General features: G+C 37.3%; 13 protein-coding genes, 3 tRNA genes and 1 other annotated feature. Of the genes, 10 read left to right on the forward strand and 6 right to left on the reverse strand.

Annotated features, from left to right (window positions below; all coding sequences use genetic code 11):
- The first annotated feature begins 26 nt into the window (after positions 1-26).
- Together yaaA and recF are read left to right on the forward strand one after the other, a co-directional pair.
- Positions 27-404: a S4 domain-containing protein YaaA gene (gene yaaA, locus H7U04_RS07175; protein WP_037599372.1), complete on the forward strand. Its 378-nt coding sequence runs from the start codon at positions 27-29 to the stop codon at positions 402-404.
- Positions 405-406: 2 nt separating this feature from the next.
- On the forward strand, positions 407-1,507 hold the full coding sequence (gene recF / locus H7U04_RS07180; RefSeq protein ID WP_073689259.1) for a DNA replication/repair protein RecF: 1,101 nt from the start codon (positions 407-409) through the stop codon (positions 1,505-1,507).
- Between the two features lie 182 nt (positions 1,508-1,689).
- Here recF and guaB read toward each other — a convergent pair whose 3' ends face one another.
- Entirely contained in the window at positions 1,690-3,171 is a 1,482-nt protein-coding gene (guaB, locus tag H7U04_RS07185) for an IMP dehydrogenase (RefSeq protein WP_021144763.1), read from the reverse strand.
- Positions 3,172-3,349: 178 nt separating this feature from the next.
- Positions 3,350-4,372, reverse strand: coding sequence for a tryptophan--tRNA ligase (gene trpS, locus H7U04_RS07190; protein ID WP_073689258.1), 1,023 nt, complete (start codon positions 4,370-4,372; stop codon positions 3,350-3,352).
- A 45-nt stretch (positions 4,373-4,417) separates the two neighbouring features.
- Positions 4,418-4,657: a binding site (T-box leader), on the reverse strand.
- A 144-nt stretch (positions 4,658-4,801) separates the two neighbouring features.
- Here trpS and H7U04_RS07195 point away from each other — a divergent pair.
- The 3 genes from H7U04_RS07195 to H7U04_RS07205 all read left to right on the forward strand — a co-directional run bounded on the left by H7U04_RS07195 (position 4,802) and on the right by H7U04_RS07205 (position 10,007).
- Positions 4,802-5,674, forward strand: coding sequence for a YitT family protein (locus tag H7U04_RS07195; RefSeq protein WP_037599377.1), 873 nt, complete (start codon positions 4,802-4,804; stop codon positions 5,672-5,674).
- Positions 5,675-5,740: 66 nt separating this feature from the next.
- On the forward strand, positions 5,741-7,363 hold the full coding sequence (locus H7U04_RS07200) for an ABC-F family ATP-binding cassette domain-containing protein (RefSeq protein ID WP_037602413.1): 1,623 nt from the start codon (positions 5,741-5,743) through the stop codon (positions 7,361-7,363).
- A 49-nt stretch (positions 7,364-7,412) separates the two neighbouring features.
- On the forward strand, positions 7,413-10,007 hold the full coding sequence (locus tag H7U04_RS07205; RefSeq protein ID WP_107372429.1) for a YfhO family protein: 2,595 nt from the start codon (positions 7,413-7,415) through the stop codon (positions 10,005-10,007).
- A gap of 96 nt (positions 10,008-10,103) precedes the next feature.
- Here H7U04_RS07205 and H7U04_RS07210 read toward each other — a convergent pair.
- Both H7U04_RS07210 and H7U04_RS07215 read right to left on the reverse strand, forming a co-directional pair.
- A tRNA-Asn gene (locus H7U04_RS07210) sits at positions 10,104-10,177 on the reverse strand.
- A 22-nt stretch (positions 10,178-10,199) separates the two neighbouring features.
- Positions 10,200-10,271, reverse strand: a tRNA-Glu gene (locus H7U04_RS07215).
- Positions 10,272-10,457: 186 nt separating this feature from the next.
- On the opposite strand from H7U04_RS07215, the gene H7U04_RS07220 reads away from it, so the two are divergent.
- Positions 10,458-10,531: transfer RNA gene (locus tag H7U04_RS07220), tRNA-Arg, on the forward strand.
- A 24-nt stretch (positions 10,532-10,555) separates the two neighbouring features.
- Here H7U04_RS07220 and H7U04_RS07225 read toward each other — a convergent pair.
- Together H7U04_RS07225 and rlmH are read right to left on the reverse strand one after the other, a co-directional pair.
- Positions 10,556-11,239, reverse strand: a complete 684-nt coding sequence (locus H7U04_RS07225; protein WP_002892206.1) for a YoaK family protein — start codon at positions 11,237-11,239, stop codon at positions 10,556-10,558.
- A 16-nt stretch (positions 11,240-11,255) separates the two neighbouring features.
- Positions 11,256-11,735 (reverse strand): 23S rRNA (pseudouridine(1915)-N(3))-methyltransferase RlmH, encoded by a 480-nt coding sequence (rlmH, locus tag H7U04_RS07230; RefSeq protein WP_107373293.1) that lies wholly within the window; start codon positions 11,733-11,735, stop codon positions 11,256-11,258.
- Between the two features lie 205 nt (positions 11,736-11,940).
- Here rlmH and H7U04_RS07235 point away from each other — a divergent pair, with 205 nt between their 5' ends.
- From H7U04_RS07235 to dnaN, 4 genes are all read left to right on the forward strand, one after another.
- Positions 11,941-13,176 carry a S1C family serine protease gene (locus H7U04_RS07235; RefSeq protein WP_002892211.1) on the forward strand — a complete coding sequence of 412 codons (1,236 nt, stop codon included), beginning with the start codon at positions 11,941-11,943 and terminating at the stop codon, positions 13,174-13,176.
- Positions 13,177-13,241: 65 nt separating this feature from the next.
- Complete coding sequence (locus tag H7U04_RS07240) at positions 13,242-14,009, forward strand: ParB/RepB/Spo0J family partition protein (RefSeq protein ID WP_037598566.1); 768 nt, start codon at positions 13,242-13,244, stop codon at positions 14,007-14,009.
- Positions 14,010-14,247: 238 nt separating this feature from the next.
- On the forward strand, positions 14,248-15,612 hold the full coding sequence (gene dnaA / locus H7U04_RS07245) for a chromosomal replication initiator protein DnaA (protein WP_037599382.1): 1,365 nt from the start codon (positions 14,248-14,250) through the stop codon (positions 15,610-15,612).
- Positions 15,613-15,767: 155 nt separating this feature from the next.
- On the forward strand, positions 15,768-16,904 hold the full coding sequence (gene dnaN / locus H7U04_RS07250; RefSeq protein ID WP_110980770.1) for a DNA polymerase III subunit beta: 1,137 nt from the start codon (positions 15,768-15,770) through the stop codon (positions 16,902-16,904).
- The last annotated feature ends 34 nt before the right edge of the window (positions 16,905-16,938 follow it).

Raw genomic sequence — 16,938 nt, forward strand, 5'->3', positions numbered from 1 at the left:
TTATCTCAAGAGAAAGTTGAGGTACTATGGAATATAAATTATTTGATGAATACATCACACTGCAGGCACTTTTAAAAGAATTAAGTATCATTCATAGTGGCGGAGCTATTAAAGGTTTTTTAGCTAACAATACCGTTTTATTCAATGGTGAAGATGAAAAACGTCGTGGAAAAAAACTTCGTTATGGAGATGTTATTACCATTCCGTCTGAGAAACTTGAAATAACGATTGTAGCTCCTACAACAAATGAAATTGAAGAGCATCAAAAAGAAGTCGCTGAAAAAGCACGTGTTGCTGCCATTGTTAAAAAAATGAATCAGGATAATAAAAAGAAACAAAAGGCACATCCGTCAAAAGAAGGCAATAAAACTAAACGAAAACCCGTTCGTTTCCCAGGAACCTAACTATGTGGCTCGAAAATATTGATATTCAACACTTTAGAAATTATACTGAAGCCTCTGTGAGCTTCTCACCTCATCTCAATATTTTTCTTGGTCGCAATGCTCAAGGGAAAACAAATATTCTTGAGGCCATCTATTTTCTAGCATTGACACGTAGTCATCGGACCCGTTCAGATAAGGAACTGATTCAATTTCAGCAATATACTCTCAAACTGAACGGCATCGTGCATCGTCATAGTGGAAAGCTACCTCTGGAAATCAGTTTATCTAATAAAGGCCGCATAACAAAGGTCAACCACCTCAAACAAGCTAAATTATCCGATTATATCGGTCACATGACAGTGGTACTCTTTGCTCCTGAGGATTTACAACTTGTAAAGGGATCTCCAAGCCTAAGACGTAAATTTATAGATATTGATTTAGGACAGATTAAGCCTGTTTACCTTTCAGACCTATCAAGTTATAATCATGTACTCAAGCAACGTAATGCTTATCTCAAATCTACTGACAATGTAGACATTAATTTTCTCTCAGTGTTAGATGAACAGCTTTCCGATTTTGGAGCACGCGTTATCGAACATAGACTAGAATTTATCAAGCAATTAGAGGAAGAGGCAGATAGACATCATAGTAATCTCTCAAATCAGATAGAGCGCCTTAAAATCTCCTACGAATCTAATATACCATTCGGGAATAACAAAGTTATTCGTGAATCATTTTTAACCACGTTAAAGCAAAATCACAAAAGGGATATCTTCAAAAAGAACACTGGTGTTGGTCCACATAGGGATGATTTGACATTTTACATTAATGACATGAACGCATCTTTCGGCAGTCAGGGGCAACAACGTAGTCTCATTCTTTCTTTAAAAATGGCTGAGATTGCTCTGATAAAAAAAGTAACAGGTGAATTTCCAATTCTTCTCCTCGATGATGTCATGAGTGAGCTTGACAATCACCGTCAACTCAAACTGTTAGAAAGTATTGACGAAGAGGTTCAAACCTTCATGACGACAACTTCACTTGATCATCTGAGTAAGCTACCACCCGATTTAAAGACCTTCTTAGTCAAGAATGGTATTATTTGTGAAAAACAAGTCGATTAAGCGACTTGTTTTTCTGTTTTTTGTGCTTTACATATATGACAAGTGATGTTAAAAAGAGTGTAAATGAAAACTCACCCAAACCCTTTGTTAACAATTTTGTTTGTGTAAATATATTGTAAACCTACTGTAAAAATTAATGTAAAGAAAAAGTACTTACCTGAAGTAAGTACTTTTATGTTTTTTTAATGAGCTGAGTAGTTAGGCGCCTCGTTTGTAATTTGAACATCGTGAGGGTGACTTTCAATAAGTCCTGCACCTGACATTTCAACAAACTGAGCTTTGTCATGTAAAGCCTGGATATCTTCTGCACCTGTATAACCCATACCTGCACGGATACCGCCAATCAATTGGAATACGATATCAGCAGCAGAACCTTTATAAGCTACACGGCCTTCAATTCCTTCTGGAACAAGTTTATTCGCTTCATTAACTGCACCTTGGAAGTAACGATCGCTTGATCCCTTCTTCATCGCTGCAATTGATCCCATACCACGGTAAGATTTGTATTTACGACCTTGGAAAATCTCAGTTTCACCTGGTGCTTCATCAGTACCAGCAAACATAGAACCAAGCATTACAGCATTACCACCTGCTGCAAGAGCTTTTACAATATCACCTGAGTATTTGATACCGCCATCAGCAATGATTGTTTTTCCGTATTCACGCGCAACACTAGCTGCATCGTAAATAGCAGTGACTTGAGGAACACCTACACCCGCAACCACACGTGTTGTACAAATAGAACCTGGTCCGATACCTACTTTAACAACATCGACACCTGCTTCATAAAGTGCACGCGCACCTTCAGCTGTTGCGATATTTCCTGCAATCAAAGTACGGTCTGGGAAGTGGGCACGAATTTCAGCAATTTTACGAAGAACACCTGCTGAATGACCATGTGCAGTATCAATGACAATAGCATCTGCGCCTGCTTCAAAAAGAGCTTCTGCACGTTCAAAGGTATCAGAAGTAACACCTACAGCACCTGCTACCAAAAGACGACCGAACTCATCCTTAGCTGCATTAGGAAACTCGATAACTTTTTCGATATCCTTAATAGTAATAAGTCCTGACAAACGACCTTCTTCATCAACTAGAGGTAGCTTTTCAATACGATGCTCATGAAGAATACTTTCAGCCGTTTCAAGATCTGTTTCAACTGGAGCAGTGACCAATTTCTCAGAAGTCATGTGTTCTGAAATTGGAGTATCGTAATTAGAGATAAAACGCATATCACGGTTTGTGATAATACCAACCAATTTACGATTTTCAAGTGTCTCAACAATCGGAACCCCTGAGATACGGTAACGTTGCATCAACTCTTCAGCTTCAGCAACTTTATTTTCAGGCGTTAGGAAGAATGGATCAATGATGACACCATTTTCAGAGCGCTTTACTTTTCGAACTTCTTCAGCTTGTTCCGCAATAGACATGTTTTTGTGAATGACACCCAAACCACCTGCACGAGCAATTGAGATAGCCATCTTACTATCTGTGACCGTATCCATGGCTGCAGTGATAATTGGGATATTTAATGTCAAATTTTTAGCCAATTTCGTCTTCAAGTTGACGTTGTTTGGTAGAACATGACTTTCCGCAGGAATAAGCAATACGTCATCAAAAGTGTAACCTTTTTTCAAGAATTTAGTGTCCCAATTTGACATTATAATCGTCCTCTTTTCTCAAAGTTTTGAGGTACAAAAACCCCAGCCTATTTTTTAATTGTTAATATCATATCATGCTAAAATGATTTGTCAACAGATTTCGCATAAGATTCTAAGAAAACCTTTTTCCAAATAAAAATAGGGCTCCAGATTATCTTGAGTCCCTACTTTTTATTTCTTAGAAATACTTAATTCCCATCGCTTCTTTTACTTCTGCCAATGTTTGTCCAGCAACTTCACGCGCTGCTTGACTACCTTTTTCAAGCATACGGAAAACTTCTCCCATATCCTTGGCATATTCTAAACGACGTTCACGAATTGGAGCTAACTCACGTTCTAAGATTTCTAGAAGATAACGTTTTGTCTTCACATCTCCTAAACCACCTCGTTGATAATGTTCTTTCATTTCAGCAATTGTAGTAGCATCCTCTTCGCGACCAAAGATATCAAGATAATGGAAAACCATATTACCTTCAATTTGGCCTGGATCTTCCACACGAATATGATTTGGATCCGTATACATGCTCATGACTTTTTTACGAACAGCGTCCTCATCATCTGAAAGGAAGATACCATTACCTAAGGATTTTGACATCTTAGCATTTCCGTCTAGACCTGGAAGGCGTCCTGCAGCTTCATTTTTAGGGTAGATTCCCTCTGGCTCAACCAAAATATCACAATGATAAGTATGATTGAAGCTACGTGCAATTTCACGTGTCTGCTCAATCATTGGCTTTTGGTCATTACCTACAGGAACATAATTTGCTTTAAAGGCCGTGATATCAGCTGCCTGAGAAATTGGATAAACTAAAAAGCCTGTTGGAATAGATTCTCCGAAGCCTTTTTGAGCAATTTCCGTCTTAACCGTTGGGTTACGCTCTAAACGTGCCAATGAAACTAGGTTCATGTAATACATAGTCAACTCAGCCAACTCAGGAATCTGACTTTGAATAAAAATAGTCGACTTCGTTGGATCCAAACCTACAGAGAGATAATCTAAAGCAACATTCCCAATTGATTCTTTGATAATCTCTGACTCTTTGGCGTGATCCGTAAGGGCTTGCTGATCAGCTAAAAAGACAAACATGTTATATTTATCTTCGTTTTGTAAAAGGACACGATTTTTTAAACTACCAACATAGTGTCCTAGATGAAGTTTCCCTGTTGGACGGTCTCCCGTCAAAATAATAGGTTTCGTCATATAATTACCTCTCTAATACAAAAAAAATCCCCACGCAAAAACATGCGTGAGGGCGTTAATCACTTTTGATACGCGGTACCACCTCAGTTGATAACTCTTTCTGAAGCTATCATCTCAAACCTTCTCAACAAAGAAGTTGCACGATAAGGGGTGCCAAACCTAACGTTTATGTGTTCACGTTAACCGTCAATTCTCTTCAGCCCATTCATTCCACCTTCATACTGGTTTTCAGCAACCACCAGCTCTCTATAAAAAAGGAAAGAATTACTCTTCTGATGACTATTATTCTACATTGTTTTATCTATTCTTGTCAAGATTATGTTTCTAGTTTCACGTGAAACACAACCTTAGATACAACCAAAATAGTCAATACTTGACGGAAACTTAAAAAGACTTGATAATAAGAATATCATTTCTAGGAGATAATATATGAAACGTCGAATAATAGATATACTTTTAGTTACAATCGGTTCTTTTATAGCTTCGGTTGGCTATAACTCACTTTTAGTTAAGAATAATATTGCCTCGGGTGGTGTCGGAGGGCTAGCCATTAGTTTAAACGCCCTTTTTGGTTGGAACAATGCTAACTTCGTCTTAGCAACCACCATCCCTTTGTTAATTTTATGTTGGTGCTTTCTTGGTCGCGAAGTTCTCCTAAAAACCTTCTATGGATCTCTTATCTTCCCAACTTTTATTAAATTAACCGAGGGCTTACCTACACTCACCAAACAACCTTTGTTGGCTGCTATTTTTGGTGGGATTGTATTAGGGTTAGGACTAGGAATAGTCTTTTACGGAAATTCCTCAACTGGGGGAACTGGAATTATCACACAAATTCTCCACAAGTATACGCCACTCCCACTAGGAATGGTACTACTTATTGTTGATGGAATCATTGTCGCAATCAGTGCTATTGCCTTTCCACCTGATACTGTTATGTACTCCATTCTCTCACTTGGAGTTGTTTCTCTTACAATTGATAAAATGATGGTCGGACTCAATTCATCACGAAATCTTCTAATCATTTCGCAAAATAGTGAACAAATCCTAAACTACATCACTAGAGTGGCTGATCGAGGAGCAACAAAAATTCCAGTTCTTGGTGGACATACTGGACATGCACAAAATATGATTATGACTACCTTGTCAACTCATGAGGTTCCGAAAGTTCAAGAAGAAATCCAAAAAATAGATGAAACCGCCTTTATCGTCATTGTTCCTGCTTCTACAGTTATGGGACGTGGATTTAGCCTCCAAAAAGATTACCAAAAAGTTCCAAATGACTTTATTAATCCCTTATAAAATCGATTGAAATAAAGTCTAATTTCTCGTAAAATAGTAGTTAAGAATAAAAATAAAGGATATTATATGCTTACTGTATCGGATGTATCGCTTCGTTTTAGCGATCGTAAACTTTTTGATGATGTTAATATTGCCTTCACGCCAGGTAATACTTACGGTCTTATCGGTGCCAATGGTGCTGGTAAATCTACTTTTTTGAAAATTTTAGCTGGTGATATCGAACCAACAACAGGACATATCTCTCTTGGTCCTGATGAGCGTCTTTCTGTTCTTCGTCAGAACCACTTTGACTATGAAGATGAACGCGTCATTGATGTTGTTATCATGGGGAATGAACGCCTCTACGATATTATGAAAGAAAAAGATGCCATCTACATGAAGGAAGATTTTTCAGATGAAGATGGTGTCCGTGCTGCTGAATTAGAAGGTCTATTTGCTGAATTAGGTGGTTGGGAAGCTGAAAGTGAAGCCTCACAATTACTTCAGAACCTAAATATCTCAGAAGACCTTCACTATCAAAACATGAGTGAATTGGCTAATGGTGACAAGGTGAAGGTGCTCCTTGCAAAAGCGCTTTTTGGTAAACCTGATGTACTTCTTCTTGACGAACCTACCAACGGTCTTGATATCCAGTCAATCTCTTGGCTTGAAGATTTCTTGATTGATTTTGAAAATACGGTCATTGTCGTATCCCATGACCGTCATTTCTTGAATAAGGTATGTACGCATATGGCCGACCTTGACTTTGGTAAAATCAAACTCTATGTCGGTAACTATGACTTCTGGAAACAATCTTCAGAATTGGCTGCACGCTTGCAGGCTGACCGTAATGCAAAAGCAGAAGAAAAAATCAAAGAACTTCAAGAATTCGTTGCACGTTTCTCTGCCAACGCTTCAAAATCTAAACAAGCGACTTCTCGTAAGAAAATGCTTGATAAAATTGAACTAGAAGAAATCGTCCCATCAAGTCGTAAATACCCATTCATCAATTTTAAAGCAGAGCGTGAAATCGGTAATGACCTTCTAACAGTTGAAAATCTCACTGTTAAGATGGATGGTGAGACTATTCTTGATAACATTAGTTTCATCTTGCGACCAGGAGATAAGACTGCCATCATCGGTCAAAACGATATTCAAACAACTGCATTGATTCGTGCTCTTGCCGATGATATTGACTACGAAGGTACAATCAAATGGGGTGTTACTACTAGCCGCTCTTACCTTCCAAAAGATAATTCTAAAGACTTTGCATCCGGTGAATCAATTCTCGAATGGCTCCGTCAATTTGCCGAAAAAGGTGAAGATGATGATACCTTCTTGCGTGGATTCCTTGGACGTATGCTCTTCTCAGGAGATGAGGTTAATAAATCTGTTAGTGTTCTCTCAGGGGGAGAAAAGGTACGTGTCATGCTTTCTAAGCTCATGCTTTTGAAATCTAACGTCCTTCTTCTAGATGATCCTACTAATCACTTGGATTTGGAATCAATCTCAAGTCTGAATGATGGTGTCCGTGACTTCAAAGAGTCTGTTATCTTTGCCAGTCATGACCATGAATTTATCCAAACAATAGCGAACCACATCGTAGTCGTTTCTAAAAATGGGGTTATTGACCGTATTGATGAAACTTATGATGAATTCCTTGAAAATGAAGAAGTGCAAGCTAAAGTCAAAGCACTATGGGCTGATTAAACTATAAAAAGATGCAGGTTGGGATATCCCAACCTGTCTTAGTATCATTATGACAAATAAAAAATACCATACGACTTTATTATTTTATCTGGCTGCCTTTTTCTTGCCAGTACTAATCATGATAGGTGTGCTGTATAGCCAAAAAATCTATCCTGGTAGTGAGCGGACTATTTTAACAAGTGATGGTTTTCATCAGTATGTGATTTTTGCAACTGGACTTAGGAATATACTTCATGGAGATGGAAGCCTCTTTTACACCTTTACAAGTGGGCTAGGTCTTAATTTCTATGCTCTAACAAGCTATTACTTAGGTTCCTTCTTGTCTCCACTTTACTATTTCTTTACTGTCAACCAAATGGCCGATGCTTTTTATTATATAACACTGCTTAAGTTTGGTCTTATTGGGCTCTCAGGAGCTTTTAGCTTTAAGCGTCTCTTTACAAAAGTGTCAAGAAGTTTCATCCTATGTCTTTCTACAGGATTTGCTTTGATGAGCTTTGCTACCAGTCAGTTAGAAATTAACACCTGGCTAGATGCCTTTATTCTAGCACCTCTAATCATATTAGGTTTACACCTCTTACTAAGATTCAATAGACGGGGCTTATACTTTTTTAGTCTAACCTGCCTTTTTATCCAAAACTACTATTTTGGATATATGATGGCGATTTTCCTAACCCTTTACACCATAGTACAATTGATAACTATCAAGGGGTGGAAGAGTAAGATTCTTCATTTCATAGACTTTGGAATTGTTTCTATACTTGCTGGTTTAAGTAGTGCTGTCATGTTACTGCCTACACTACTTGACTTGACCACACATGGTGAAAAGTTTACAGGGGCGTCAAGTTTGTTGACAGATTCCACCTATTATTTTGACTTCTTTGCGAAAAATCTCGTTGGAGTTTACGATACTACTAAATTTGGATCAATACCTATGATCTATGTGGGAATCTTACCTTTGATTCTTTTTCTACTTTTATTTATTAGTAGGGAAGTCAAGCTATCATTACGTATAGGTTATCTCCTATTAGTAGCTTTCTTTATCGCTAGCTTCTACTTACAGCCTCTTGATTTGTTTTGGCAAGGAATGCATGCACCCAACATGTTTCTCCATCGCTATTCTTGGCTCCTATCTCTCCTAATTGTTCTTTTGGCAGGAGAAACACTCAACCGAATTAAAAACTTTTCTTTTAAAAGACTCCTCCTATCTTTCTTAGGATTGAGTACCGCTTACTTACTAACTTGGATTTTCCAATCTCACTATAGCTTCATTGAATCAGTCTCCTGGCTATTAAGCCTAGCATTTCTTCTAGCCTATGCCATTCTATTTATTAGCTATTTTAGACAGCAAATTCCTGGGAGTGTTTTTCGCTGTTTCACCTTCTTATTCTGCATTTTTGAGCTTGCATTAAGTACTTACTATGTTGTTGGAGCTCTGGGAAATGAGTGGGTATTCCCAACTCGTGAAGGCTACCTACGAAATATGTCTGCCATTACAAAACTAGTTTCAGATACTAAGCAAGCGAATAAGACTTTTTACCGTACTGAAAGGTTAGAGGCTCAAACTGGTAACGACAGTATGAAATTTAACTATAATGGTATTTCTCAGTTTTCATCCATTCGAAATACTGCTTCAAGCTCAACACTCGATAGGTTAGGCTTCAAATCTGAAGGGACTAATTTAAACCTACGTTACCAAAATAACACCATTATCGCTGATAGTCTCTTCGGAATAAAATATAATTTATCGAACTTTGACCTTAATAAGTATGGTTTTAATCACGTAACTTCTGAGAAAACAATGGGACTTTATCAAAATAATAATGCAAGCCAGCTTGCTATCTTAACTGATAGCATTTACAATAATATTGACTTCACTGTCAATACGCTTGACAATCAAACTAGCTTGCTGAATACTCTCTCTGGACTTAACTTAACCTATTTTAAACGAGCTCCATCTCAACTGTTTGATAAGGATGCTAGATCTTTGAATCAGCGCGTGGCTAAAAACGTTAGCAACTCGAATAAAGATTTTGTAACAATCACCTATCAAGTTATTGCTCCACCACATAGTCAACTCTATGTTAGTATTCCTAATATTTCTTGGTCTGATGACAATAACCACACTCTGTCAATTACTGTAAACGGTGTGACAAAGAATCAAGTTACTGACAATACCTTTGATTTCTTTGACCTTGGCTACTTTGAAACAGAATCAATGGTTACCATCAAACTTAGTTTCCCTGGCAATAAAGCAATATCCTTTGATAATCCTAGTTTTTATGCCCTTGATACTCAAAACTATCAGATAGCTATGAATACTATTAATGAACGTGATAGCAAGGTTACTACGTCAAAAAATAAAGTGTTCGTTGATTATAGCAGTAAAACGAATGCGTCACTATTCTTTACCATTCCATATGATAAGGGATGGACAGCGACCATAAATCATAAAAAAGTTAAGATTCAACGAGCTCAAAAGGGGTTCATGAAAGTCGATGTCCCTAGTGGAAAAGGAAAAGTTGTTCTAACCTTTATTCCCTATGGACTTAAGACAGGTTCATTGATTAGTCTATTGGCAAGTATCATATTTTGTTGCTACGCTTACTTCATCAGAAAAACAACTATTATTCAAAAAAGCTGATTATCTTAAATTAAATAGGTCTGGAACAAGTGTTCCAGACCTATTTAACTTTGGGTACAAAAAAACTCAAGCTATACAACTTGAGGTGTCTTATCACTCCGCCAGTAGGACTCGAACCTACGACATCATGATTAACAGTCATGCGCTACTACCAACTGAGCTATGGCGGATAAAACTGCTAAGTAGCAAAAATAGTCCGTACGGGATTCGAACCCGTGTTACCGCCGTGAAAAGGCGGTGTCTTAACCCCTTGACCAACGGACCAAGTTCTGAGATTTTTATCTCGTTAATACTCTTATTATTATATCAGAGTATTCGATTTTGTCTATACTTTTTTTCAAAAAAAATATTAAATTTTGCTAAATTTATTCGAATTTTACCTTAGTTTTTATCTTGCTTTTACAAAGTATTGACATGTTGCTATATATTTTGTAAACTAATAGAGTTATTGGTCCCATAGCTCAGCTGGATAGAGCATTCGCCTTCTAAGCGAACGGTCGCAGGTTCGAATCCTGCTGGGATCAGATAAAAAACGCAATCTAGAATTTCTAGTTGCGTTTTTCTTTTGCCTCGATAAATAAGAAATAATTTAAAACAAACAAGGGAAGCAAAGTCGTATATAGGCTGTATTCATGTAAATATTGAGCAAACCAAGTTGAGGCTGCGACTCCTACCATGAATGTAAAGATGATAATAGTTGTATAAGAAGCTTGTTTAAGCGCTTTGGCATCACCCTCGTCAATAGCCCTAGCAATGGTTAAAGAAGTATTAGTAATATTACCAGTCATCATAAAGGAAGCATAATTTACACCTCTGACTCGCTTAAAAATACCTACTTGAAGAGAGGCGAAGAATGCCAAGCCTGCAATCGTAATAGTAGAATCAACGTATGGTGTAATAATTGCAAGAATAGTCATCAAGAGAAGGGCAAGTCTAATCGCTTGCAAATGCCATCCCCACTTATGGTTAATGAGCCACTTCTTAACAAAAAAAACAAAAAACTGACCTAAAACAAAGAAAAAGATAGGTATTACATAGCTAAAAGCTCTTGCAATATGCCCCTCAACAAGGTGAATGACCAAATAGAGGAGATTGCCTGTCTGGATACTTGCAAATCGACCGTCTTGAGTATTGTAAGTATAGGCATCAATGAAGCCTCCTATATAACTAACTAGAGTTGCTACTCGTAATCCTTCAAAAACACGATAGGAGCGTTTTTTCATTCTGAACATGTCTGTTTCCTTTTTTCTACTTATGATAAGGACTTCCCTGCTGAATCATGAATGCACGATAAATTTGTTCTACTAATACAAGGCGCATAAGCTGATGAGGGAATGTTAAGAGACCAAAACTCATCAATCGATTAGCTCTCTTTTTTACTGTTGGAGAGAGTCCCAAACTGCCCCCTATAATAAAAGTAATATCTGAATAGCCTCTAAGGGTCACTTGCTCTAACTCTTTAGCAAATTGTTCCGAGGGAAATTGTTTTCCTTCAATAGCTAAGGCAATGACATAATCACGATCACCTACTTTAGCCAAGATACGCTGTCCTTCTTTGTCTAGGATAGCTTTATTTTCAGCTTCACTTGCATTATCTGGCGTCTTTTCATCCGTTAATTCTATAGATTCAAATTTTGTGAAGCGTCCTAGTCGTTTGACAAACTCCGCAATGCCATCTTTCAAATATTTTTCTTTCAGTTTTCCAACGGTAATCAATTTAACTTTCATAGGCTTATTATAGCACATATCCACAATCTTTTAACACCTTATCCACACCTTTTTCGTGTCAAGCATCTATAGTTATCCTTATAAAATCGCTTTTTATCTACACTTTTTGAAACTTATCCACAGACTGTTGATAACTGTTTTTTAAAATCACTTTATGATATAATTAAGCTTACTTTGATATGTTTATCAAAAAGGAGGACTAAACGTGAAAAAATTTAACTGGAAAAAAATAGTAGCGCCAATTGCAATGCTTGTTATTGGCTTACTAGGTGGTCTACTAGGTGCCTTTATCCTATTAACAGCAGCAGGGGTATCTTTTACCAATACAACAGATACAGGTGTTAAAACAGCTAAGACCGTATACAACAATACAACAGATACAACTAAGGCCGTTAAGAAAGTACAAAATGCCGTTGTTTCTGTCATCAATTACCAAGAAGGCTCATCTTCAGATTCCCTAAATGAACTTTATGGTCGTATTTTTGGTGGAGATGATAGTTCTGATTCTAGCCAAGACAAATCAAAAGATTCTGATGGATTGCAAGTCGCTGGTGAAGGTTCCGGTGTTATCTATAAAAAAGATGGGAAAGAGGCCTACATCGTAACCAACAACCACGTTGTTGATGGTGCTAAAAAACTTGAAATCATGCTTTCAGATGGATCAAAAATTACTGGTGAACTCGTTGGTAAAGATACTTACTCTGACCTAGCAGTTGTCAAAGTTTCTTCAGATAAAATAAAAACCGTCGCAGAATTTGCAGATTCAAACTCCCTCACAGTTGGTGAAAAGGCAATTGCTATCGGTAGCCCACTTGGTACCGAATACGCCAACTCAGTAACAGAGGGAATCGTATCTAGCCTTAGCCGTACCGTAACTATGCAAAACGACAATGGTGAAACTGTCTCAACAAATGCTATCCAAACAGATGCTGCCATTAACCCTGGTAACTCTGGTGGTGCCTTAGTCAATATTGAAGGACAAGTTATTGGTATTAACTCAAGTAAGATTTCATCAACGTCAGCAGTCGCTGGTAGTGCCGTTGAAGGTATGGGATTCGCCATTCCATCAAACGATGTTGTCGAAATCATTAATCAATTGGAAAAAGACGGTAAAGTTACACGCCCAGCCCTAGGAATCTCAATGGCCGATCTTAATAGCCTTTCTAGCAGTGCAACTTCTAAATTAGATTTACCAGATGAAGTTAAATCTGGAGTTGTTGTCGGTAGCGTTCAAAAAGGTATGCCAGCTGACGGTAAACTTCAAGAAAATGATGTTATTACTGAAATTGACGGTAAGGAAATCAGCTCAAAAACTGATATTCAAACCAATCTTTACAGCCATAGTATCGGAGATACAATCAAGGTAACCTTCTATCGTGGTAAAGAGAAGAAAACTGAAGAACTTAAATTAACAAAATCTACAGAAGACTTATCTGACTAAGTCATTGACAAATCTGTCAAAAGACCTTTACAATAATGTAAAGGTCTTTTTTGGAAAGGAATAACATGCAAGAACAACTCAAAGCTTTACCTATTAGTGAAATCTACCCAAATCCTTTTCAACCTCGTATAGAATTCTCTGATGAAGAATTAGCAGAACTGAGCCAATCAATCGCTGAAAATGGACTGATACAGCCAATCATTGTCCGAAAATCGGACATTATTGGTTATGAACTAATTGCTGGGGAAAGACGTTTACGTGCATGTAAACGTCTGGGAATGACAGAAATCCCTGCAGTCGTAAAGGAAGTCTCAGATCAAGAGAGTCGTAAACAAGCTATTATTGAAAATTTACAACGCTCGAATCTCAATCCTATTGAAGAAGCAAAGGCCTATCGTAGTTTAATTAATGAGTTAGCTTACAGTCACGAGGAACTGGCAAAAGCTATGGGGAAATCCAGGCCCTATATCAGTAACGCTCTCAGACTCCTCCAACTTCCCAAAGAGATACAGACAAGTATCGAAAATGGCAAACTGAGTCAAGGACATGCTAGAGCGCTTTTATCTGTTGAGGATACCCAAAAGCAATTAACTATCTATCATCAGGTGCTTACTGAAAAATGGTCCGTTCGTACTCTGGAAAAAAGACTTCAAGAACTTCCTAAAAAACAAAAATCAAAAAAAGATATTCACATAAAAGATAAAGAAAAAGAACTAGAAAAATCACTTGGTCTCCCCGTTACTCTTCGTTATCACAAAAATCACTCTGGAACTATTCAGATCCACTTTTCGACGGAAGAAGATTTTAACAGAATTATCAACAAGCTAATTTGACCTGTGAATTGATGAGAAAAGAGAAACAAACTTATCCACATCATAAAAATGTTGCCCTCCCTTTATTTTAGAGGGTTTCTTTTTTTATTCACAACTTGTGGATAACTCTTGTGCACAATGTGAATTGTCTTTTTTTAGCTGTGGATAACTCGAGAAACTTTTATCTTCTGACCTGTGGAAAACTTTTTTGTTTTATGATAGAATCAGAGAACAAGAATAAAGAAGGAGAATTGATGGAATGACCGAAAAAGAGCATTTTTTTTGGAATAAGCTCTTAGAGCTAGCCAAAGAGGAACTAACACAAGCCACTTTTGATTATTATGTCCTAGACACCAAGCTCATCAAAGTTCAAAATAACGTTGCTACAATTCTGCTTGAAGAAGTCAAAAAGCTATTCTGGGAAAAGAATATGCAATCTTTCATTTTGATGGCTGGTTTTGAAGCCTATAATAGTGAAATAAAAGTTGAGTACGTCTTTGACGAAGCGCTCATAAACGAGGCAAATTCAACTGTAGCAAATAATGACTTTGGTAATAAAAAGGAACAGCAGACCCCTGCTCTTCCTACATTGGACTCAGACTTAAATAGTAAGTATACCTTTGATAATTTTATCCAAGGGGATGAAAATCGTTGGTCAGTTGCTGCATCTTTAGCTGTAGCTGACTCACCAGGAGCTACTTATAACCCTCTATTTATTTACGGAGGACCTGGTCTCGGGAAAACTCACTTGCTCAATGCCATTGGAAACAAGGTCTTACATGATAATCCTCAAGCACGCATTAAATACATCACTGCAGAGAATTTTATTAATGAATTTGTTGTACATATCCGTTTAGATAAAATGGACGAACTAAAACTTAAATATCGTCATCTGGACGTTCTCTTAATTGACGATATTCAATCATTGGCTAAAAAATCAACGCAAGCCACTCAAGAGGAATTCTTCAATACTTTCAATGTCCTTCACAATAATAACAAACAAATTGTCCTGACCAGCGACCGTAATCCAGATCAATTGAACGAGATGGAAGAGCGTCTTGTCACGCGCTTTAAATGGGGGTTAACCGTCAATATCACACCACCTGACTTTGAAACGCGAGTGGCCATTCTTACTAATAAGATTATGGACTATGATTATCATTTTCCTCCTGAAACAATTGAGTATTTAGCTGGCCAATTTGATTCAAATGTCCGTGACTTGGAGGGGGCATTAAAAGATATTAGCTTAGTTGCCAATGTTCGCCAGTTAGATACTATCACAGTTGAGGTAGCTGCTGAAGCTATTCGCGCACGTAAAATGGATGGTCCTAAGTTAACTCTTATTCCAATTGAGGATATCCAAACTGAGGTAGGGAAATTTTATAATGTCACTGTAAAAGAAATTAAGGCAACTAAACGAACACAAAATATTGTCTTGGCACGTCAGGTAGCCATGTATCTTGCGCGTGAAATGACTGATAACTCCCTTCCAAAAATTGGAAAAGAATTTGGCGGAAGAGACCACTCAACTGTCTTACATGCATACAATAAAATCAAAAATATGATTGCCCAAGATGACAGTTTACGCATTGAAATTGATACCATCAAAAACAAGATAAAATGACACTTGTGGAAAACTATTAAAAATCATTCAAACTTTTCCACAGGCTGTGCACAAGTTCAAAGCCTTGATAAAACTATGTTTTGTAGACTTATGCACAGTGTCCACAAGACCTACTACTACTACTAAAATAATACTAATAAAAATAAAGGAGCATCATGATTCAATTTGCGATTAATAAAGCTTATTTCTTACAAGCACTTCATACGACTCGCCGTGCTATTTCTTCTAAAAATGCTATCCCAATTCTATCGACGATTAAAATCGAAGTTAACAGTGATGGTATCTATTTAACAGGATCAAACGGGCAAATCTCAATTGAAAATAGTATTTCAGTTTCGGAAGAAAATGCAGGTCTATTAATTACACAGCCAGGTAGTATTCTTTTGGAAGCAAACTTTTTCATTAATGTTGTCTCAAGCTTGCCTGATGTTACCCTTACTTTTGAAGAAATCGAACAATACCAAGTTTTACTAAAGAGTGGTAAATCAGAGATTACTTTAAAAGGGAAAGATGTTGAACAATATCCCCGTATTCAGGAAGTTGATAGCTTGACACCATTACTCATGGACACAAAAGTGTTAAAATCTATCATTGCTGAAACTTCATTCGCAGCAAGCACACAAGAAAGTCGTCCAATTTTAACCGGAGTTCACTTTGTTCTTTCAAATCATAAAGATCTCAAAGCTGTAGCAACTGACTCTCACCGAATGAGCCAACGTCAACTTGTTTTGGAGCATTCTGCAGATAACTTTGATGTCGTAATCCCAAGTCGCTCACTTAAAGAATTGTCGGCAGTTTTTAGCGATGATATTGAAAACTTAGAGGTCTTCTTCTCAGCAAATCAAATTCTATTCCGTAGTGAAACAATTTCTTTCTATACACGTTTACTTGAAGGAAATTATCCAGACACTAATCGTCTCTTGTCCGATTCATTTGAAACAGAAGTTGTTTTTGAGACAGCTAGCCTTCGTTCTGCTATGGAACGTTCATATTTGATTTCTAATGCTAGTCAAAGTGGTACCGTTAAACTCGAAATCATTAATGGTAGTGTCAGTGCCCATGTTAATTCGCCAGAAGTCGGAAAGGTGAATGAGGATATTGACGTGCAAGATGTTTCAGGTAGTGATTTGGTCATTAGTTTCAATCCAACCTACCTAATAGATGCTTTGAAAGCTCTTAAGAGTGAGACTGTCCGTGTACGTTTCATTTCACCAGTACGTCCATTTACATTGACGCCAGCAGATGACAGTGAGAATTTTATTCAATTGATTACACCTGTAAGAACAAACTAAAATCGAAAAAGTTATCCACTGTGGATAACTTTTT

The sequence above is a fragment of the Streptococcus sp. 22.1 genome (assembly GCF_016648645.1).
Lineage (GTDB): Bacteria > Bacillota > Bacilli > Lactobacillales > Streptococcaceae > Streptococcus.

What these genes read in the sequence shown, in the direction of transcription:
- yaaA (WP_037599372.1), top strand. Translation starts at nt 27, where the DNA reads ATGGAATATAAATTATTTGATGAATACATCACACTGCAGGCACTTTTA.
- recF (WP_073689259.1), top strand. Translation starts at nt 407, where the DNA reads ATGTGGCTCGAAAATATTGATATTCAACACTTTAGAAATTATACTGAA.
- guaB (WP_021144763.1), bottom strand. Translation starts at nt 3,171, where the DNA reads ATGTCAAATTGGGACACTAAATTCTTGAAAAAAGGTTACACTTTTGAT.
- trpS (WP_073689258.1), bottom strand. Translation starts at nt 4,372, where the DNA reads ATGACGAAACCTATTATTTTGACGGGAGACCGTCCAACAGGGAAACTT.
- H7U04_RS07195 (WP_037599377.1), top strand. Translation starts at nt 4,802, where the DNA reads ATGAAACGTCGAATAATAGATATACTTTTAGTTACAATCGGTTCTTTT.
- H7U04_RS07200 (WP_037602413.1), top strand. Translation starts at nt 5,741, where the DNA reads ATGCTTACTGTATCGGATGTATCGCTTCGTTTTAGCGATCGTAAACTT.
- H7U04_RS07205 (WP_107372429.1), top strand. Translation starts at nt 7,413, where the DNA reads ATGACAAATAAAAAATACCATACGACTTTATTATTTTATCTGGCTGCC.
- H7U04_RS07225 (WP_002892206.1), bottom strand. Translation starts at nt 11,239, where the DNA reads ATGTTCAGAATGAAAAAACGCTCCTATCGTGTTTTTGAAGGATTACGA.
- rlmH (WP_107373293.1), bottom strand. Translation starts at nt 11,735, where the DNA reads ATGAAAGTTAAATTGATTACCGTTGGAAAACTGAAAGAAAAATATTTG.
- H7U04_RS07240 (WP_037598566.1), top strand. Translation starts at nt 13,242, where the DNA reads ATGCAAGAACAACTCAAAGCTTTACCTATTAGTGAAATCTACCCAAAT.
- dnaA (WP_037599382.1), top strand. Translation starts at nt 14,248, where the DNA reads ATGACCGAAAAAGAGCATTTTTTTTGGAATAAGCTCTTAGAGCTAGCC.
- dnaN (WP_110980770.1), top strand. Translation starts at nt 15,768, where the DNA reads ATGATTCAATTTGCGATTAATAAAGCTTATTTCTTACAAGCACTTCAT.